The 4,591-nt window shown below is 63.8% G+C and carries 5 protein-coding genes; 4 read left to right on the forward strand and 1 reads right to left on the reverse strand.

The genetic code is table 11. The features are described from left to right. Positions 1-853 (reverse strand): DUF2336 domain-containing protein (locus tag CQ12_RS36495; RefSeq protein ID WP_245310309.1); only part of this gene is annotated, 853 nt, incomplete at its 3' end. 338 nt (positions 854-1,191) lie between these two features. Between CQ12_RS36495 and rimP the strand changes: the two genes are divergently transcribed. From rimP to CQ12_RS36515, 4 genes are all read left to right on the forward strand, one after another. After that, positions 1,192-1,962, forward strand: a complete 771-nt coding sequence (rimP, locus tag CQ12_RS36500; protein WP_057840103.1) for a ribosome maturation factor RimP — start codon at positions 1,192-1,194, stop codon at positions 1,960-1,962. A gap of 3 nt (positions 1,963-1,965) precedes the next feature. Further along, entirely contained in the window at positions 1,966-3,576 is a 1,611-nt protein-coding gene (nusA, locus tag CQ12_RS36505; protein WP_057840104.1) for a transcription termination factor NusA, read from the forward strand. 75 nt (positions 3,577-3,651) lie between these two features. Next, positions 3,652-4,332 (forward strand): RNA-binding protein, encoded by a 681-nt coding sequence (locus CQ12_RS36510; RefSeq protein WP_057840105.1) that lies wholly within the window; start codon positions 3,652-3,654, stop codon positions 4,330-4,332. A gap of 77 nt (positions 4,333-4,409) precedes the next feature. Then, positions 4,410-4,591: translation initiation factor IF-2 associated domain-containing protein (locus tag CQ12_RS36515; RefSeq protein WP_057840106.1), on the forward strand; the 182-nt coding region annotated here is incomplete at its 3' end.

Below are 4,591 nucleotides of genomic sequence, written 5' to 3' on the forward strand. Positions count from 1 at the left end.
TTTCGATCTTGACGCCGGTTATCGCCGACAGTGCTGCGATCGATTCCTCGTATTTGAAGGCCCTGGCGAAGTTGAGCAACGCGCCCTCGCCGAGCATGCCCTCACGGTGGAGTTTGAGCACCGTGCGCTGTGCCGGCGCGAAGTCGCGCCGCTCCTCGCGTTCGGTCGGGGCGGTTATGGCAACCATCGCCTGCTTGATGTCGGCCTGCCGCTCGGGCTTGACGACCTGGAACAGGCGGCGGCGAATGACGTCGATAGAGCCGGAGAGCAGCTCCTTCAATTGTCCGGAAGACAGATCGTCGCGCTGGCCGAGCTTGATCGTGAGCACGCCGTCCTGGCCGGCGCGCTTGATCAGCGTCGAGTATCCGTCTGACGAAAATGCTGCGCCCGCATTGCCGGCGGCGCGCCTGACCACGGCGCGGTCGCCGCGGGCGATCATGACGTCGGTGAGATCGGCTGAAAGCGAGGGACGTTCGGCCATCGCCAGCAGATGACCCTGGCCCTTCATGGACGCAATTTCGAGCAGCATCTTTTCGTCGATCACCGGCGAGTGGCGCAGCAACGGACCTGCGATGGCAATTTCATCTTCGTGGGCAAGCTGGCCGACCAGACCACGCGGCGCATTCGCCAGCGTCGACAGGCGCTCGGCCAATTCGGCGCGCGCCTCGATCTCGGCATGCGGAACGAGGCTGGTCAGGACACCGTCGAACAGATCGACGTGGTCTGAGCGAAAGCTCGCCGCCCCCTGCAGGAACAGCTCGCTGATACGGCGCATGGCATCGGCGCGGCGCCTGGGGTCGCCACGACTGACGATGTCGTCGAGTTCCGGTATCGGCGATGGTGAAACAGTCATAAACCCCGTCCAAACCGGCCAAATTGGCTGATTTTCGGGAAATCTAGGCAGCGTTTGTGAATGAAGGGTTAGATTATTGCCCAGCTCTCAAAGCTTGGCAAAATCGGACTTAACGAGATCGCAGGCCTTGTCGGATTGCGGAAAAACCGCTATATCCGCGGCAACTTATGGATCTCATACGATCGCGTATTGAGAGTGGGCCCCCCGGGACCCGCTCTTTTTTATTACCTGAACCTGCCCTGCCCAGAACGGACATCAGGGGCGGCTCAGGGAACCGGCCGGACCTCCGGTTAGGCCCGGCCTAAACCCATGCAAGTAAGACGCTTTTGACCCTGGACATGACCGATCCAACTGCTGTTCCCGAGGATGCCGACCTGCTGGCCGAGCCCCGTCTCGTCGTCGAGCCGGGCGTGGCAGCGCGGGTGTCGGCGGTAGCCGGGCCGGTCTTGCAGGGAATGGGCTACCGGCTGGTCCGGATCAGGATTTCCGGCGAGGCCGGCTGCACCGTCCAGATCATGGCCGAGCGGCCTGATGGCACGATGCAGATCGAGGATTGCGAGGCGGTCTCGCGGGCGCTGTCGCCGGTGCTCGACGTCGCCGATCCGATCGACCGCGCCTACCGGCTGGAGATATCTTCGCCCGGCATCGACCGCCCGCTGGTGCGCCGTTCCGATTTCGAACGCTTTGGCGGACATCTCGTGAAAATCGAAATGGCCGTCGCCCATCAGGGCCGCAAGCGTTTCCGTGGTACGCTGGCTGGCGTCGAAGGCGATGCCGTGCGCCTACATCGGGATGACACACGCGCGGACGAAGATGCCGACGTGCTGCTGGTGATGGAAGACATCTCCGACGCACGGCTGGTTTTGACCGACGAATTGATTGCGGAATCGATGCGGCGCGGCAAGCAGGCCGAGCGCGAACTCAAACAGAATCTCGGGCTGGCGCCCACGCCTCCGCCGCACGCGAAGAAAAGCGATCCGGCCAGGAGCAACAAGCCGAAGCCCAAAAACAAGCCCGGCAAGAAGCCGGAGCCGACCAATACCAAGAGACACCGCCTCGCCGCAGAAAGGCTGCGCAGGGGCGAGACCGATCCTACTGAAGGAGACTAGGCCATGGCAGTCAGTGCCAACAAACTCGAGCTGCTGCAGATCGCCGACGCGGTCGCCCGCGAAAAGTCGATCGACCGCGGCATCGTGATCGCCGCGATGGAAGACGCCATCGCCAAGGCGGCCCGCGCCCGTTACGGCAGCGAGACCGATGTTCACGCCGAGATCGACGCCAAGAAGGGCGAGCTCAGGCTGTCGCGCCACATGCTGGTCGTCGAGCAGGTCGAGAACTCCTCGAACCAGATTTCGCTGGCGGACGCGCAGCGCGCCAATCCGGGCGCCCAGGTCGGCGACACCATCGCCGATACTCTGCCGCCGCTGGAATACGGCCGCATCGCCGCGCAGTCGGCCAAGCAGGTGATCGTGCAGAAGGTGCGCGAGGCCGAACGCGACCGGCAGTACCAGGAATTCAAGGACCGCATCGGCGATATCGTCAACGGCGTCGTCAAGCGCGTCGAATATGGCAGCGTGATCGTCGATCTCGGCCGCGGTGAAGCCATCATCCGCCGCGACGAAATGCTGCCGCGCGAAGTGTTCCGCAACGGCGACCGCGTCCGCGCCTACATCTTCGACGTCCGCCGCGAAACCCGCGGTCCGCAGATCTTCCTCTCCCGCACCCATCCGCAGTTCATGGCAAAGCTGTTCGCGCAGGAAGTGCCTGAGATCTATGACGGCATCGTCGAGATCAAGGCGGTAGCCCGCGATCCCGGCTCGCGCGCGAAAATCGGCGTGATTTCCCGGGATTCCTCGGTGGATCCGGTCGGCGCCTGCGTCGGCATGCGCGGCTCGCGCGTGCAGGCGGTGGTGAATGAACTGCAGGGCGAGAAGATCGACATCATTCCGTGGTCGCCCGATATCGCGACCTTCGTCGTCAACGCGCTGGCGCCCGCCGAAGTCGCCAAGGTCGTCATCGACGAGGACCGCGAGCGGATCGAGGTCGTGGTCCCCGACACCAATAACCAGCTCTCGCTGGCGATCGGTCGGCGCGGCCAGAACGTGCGCCTCGCCTCGCAACTGACCGGCTGGGATATCGACATCCTCACCGAGCAGGAAGAATCCGAGCGCCGCCAGGCCGATTTCGAGAACTCGACCCGCGTCTTCATGGAAGCGCTGAACGTCGACGAGGTCGTCGGCCAGCTGTTGGCGTCGGAAGGCTTCACGTCGGTCGAGGAACTCGCACTGGTCGATGTCAAGGAACTGGCCGGCATCGAAGGCTTCGACGAAGAAACAGCCAACGAGTTGCAGAGCCGGGCAAGGGAATATCTCGAACAGCTCGAGACAGAGCTGGAAAACAAGCGCAAGGAGCTAGGCGTGGATGATGCATTGAAGACGGTGCCCGGTGTTACCTCCAAGATGCTGGTGAAGTTCGGCGAGAACGACATCAAGTCGGTCGAGGATCTGGCGGGCTGCGCGACCGACGATCTGGTCGGCTGGACCGAGCGCAAGGAAGGCAGCGAGCCGACCAAGCATGCCGGCATTCTCGACGCCAACGAGATTTCGCGGGACGACGCCGAGCGCATGATCATGCAGGCGCGCGTCATTGCCGGCTGGATCACCGAGGCCGAACTCGCCAAGCAGACCGAGGCGGCCCAGGCTGCCGAAGACCAGACGGCGTAATGCGGGTGTTCCGCAAAGCTCAAACTCTTTGCTGCGCGCCGACCGTGCGCAGATGACAGGAACCGTTCGACAGGCATGCTCGCTTTGGCTGACCCCGATCTCGACCATGGGCCGCGGACCGACAAGTCCGCGACCATGCGTATGTGCGCGGTCAGCCGCGAGGTGCGCGGCATCGACGAGCTGATCCGCTTCGTGGTCGCCCCGTCCGGCGACGTTGTTCCCGATCTGAAGCGCAAGCTGCCCGGCCGCGGCCTCTGGGTATCGGCCTCGCGCCGGACGGTTGCGGAAGCGGTCCGGCGTCACCAATTTAGCCGAGGGTTCAAGCGCGACGTCCGGGTCGCGGCCACCCTTCCCGCCGATACCGAGGCCCTGCTGGAACGAAGCTGCACCGAGGCGCTGGCCATGGCGGCCAAGGCCGGGCAGGTCATTTCCGGCTTTGCCAAGGTCGAGGGCCTGCTCGAACAGGGCAGGGCTGACGCGCTGATCCATGCTTCCGACGGGGCGGCCGACGGAATCCGCAAATTGGACGCGATCGCCGGGCAAAGGGGCCGAAATGTCGGCGAATCGCGGGATTTGCCGATTGTGACTGCTTTAACCTCGGCACAATTGGATTTGGCACTGGGCCGGTCAAATGTGATACATGCTGCGCTGCTCGCGGGCCCGGCGAGCAAAACGTTCCTGTCGCGCTGCCAGATCCTGGTTCGATACCGGACGGCCGATGACGACAAGACCGGGGATGGCGGCCAGAAATTCTGACGACGACGATTGGTTCCGAAGACCTGCTGCAATGACGGCGCGGAGAACGCGCCACGTAACGAGATTAGGACTGCTGAATGGTTGATACCAAAACGCCTGGCGACAAGACTCTGAGTGTCCCGACCAAGACCTTGACGCTGAAGCCGCGGGTCGAGACGGGCACCGTGCGCCAGAGCTTCAGCCACGGCCGGACCAAGCAGGTCGTGGTTGAAAAGCGCGGCAAGCGCCGCGTCGGCGGCGATGCGCCCGCCACGGAAAC

The organism is Bradyrhizobium jicamae (genome assembly GCF_001440395.1).
GTDB lineage: Bacteria > Pseudomonadota > Alphaproteobacteria > Rhizobiales > Xanthobacteraceae > Bradyrhizobium > Bradyrhizobium jicamae.